This is a genomic window from Streptomyces sp. UNOB3_S3 (assembly GCF_020740895.1).
In the GTDB taxonomy this organism is placed as follows: domain Bacteria; phylum Actinomycetota; class Actinomycetes; order Streptomycetales; family Streptomycetaceae; genus Streptomyces.
Genome location: NZ_JAILXP010000716.1, coordinates 1 through 1,010, shown reverse-complemented (window position 1 = coordinate 1,010; position 1,010 = coordinate 1). Strand labels below are relative to the sequence as shown.

Here is a 1,010-nt window from a genome sequence, read left to right as displayed (position 1 = left end):
CGCCCCAGCCCTCCCTCCGCCTGACCGCCGACATCTTCCGCTACTGCCGGACCGAGCTCCCCCGCTGGAACACCATCTCCGTCTCCGGCTACCACATCGCCGAGGCCGGTGCCTCGCCCGTGCAGGAGGTCGCCTTCACCCTCGCCGACGCCGTCCAGTACGTCCGCACGGCCATCGCCGCCGGGATGGACGTCGACGACTTCGCCCCCCGGATCTCCTTCTTCTTCGTCGCCCGGACGACGCTGCTGGAGGAGGTCGCCAAGTTCCGGGCGGCCCGGAGGATCTGGGCCCGGCTGATGCGGGACGAATTCGGGGCGAAGAACCCCAAATCACAGATGCTGCGCTTCCACACCCAGACCGCCGGGGTCCAGCTCACCGCGCAGCAGCCCGAGGTCAACCTCGTCCGCGTCGCCGTCCAGGGCCTGGCCGCCGTGCTCGGCGGCACCCAGTCGCTGCACACCAACTCCTACGACGAGGCCATCGCCCTGCCCAGCGAGAAGGCGGCCCGGCTCGCCCTGCGCACCCAGCAGGTGCTCGCCCACGAGACGGACGTCACCGCCACGGTCGACCCCTTCGCGGGCTCCTACGCGATCGAGTCGATGACGGACGAGCTGGAGTTCGCCGCCCTGGAGCTGATGGACGAGGTCGAGGGCATGGGCGGCGCCGTCGCCGCCATCGAGCGGGGCTTCCAGAAGGGCGAGATCGAGCGCAACGCCTATCGCGTCGCCCGTGAGACAGAGGCGGGCGACCGCGTCGTCGTGGGCGTCAACCGCTTCCGCGTCGAGGAGGAGGAGCCGTACGAGCCGCTGCGCGTCGACCCGGGGATCGAGACACGCCAGCGCGAGCGCCTGGCGAGGCTCCGGGCGGACCGCGACGGCGGCGCGGTCACCCGCGGCCTGGACGCGCTGCGGCGGGCGGCGGAGGGCGAGACGGAGAACGTTCTGCCCCCGATGCGGGAGGCCCTGCGGGCCCGGGCCACGGTGGGGGAGGTGTGCGGGGCGCTGCGGGAG

Annotated in this window: 1 protein-coding gene; it reads left to right on the top strand. The window is 72.9% G+C overall.

The genetic code is table 11. The features are described 5' to 3' along the window. Positions 1-1,010, top strand: a 1,010-nt coding sequence (locus K6I33_RS35235; RefSeq protein WP_229358860.1) for a methylmalonyl-CoA mutase family protein, incomplete at both ends; no start/stop codon positions are given.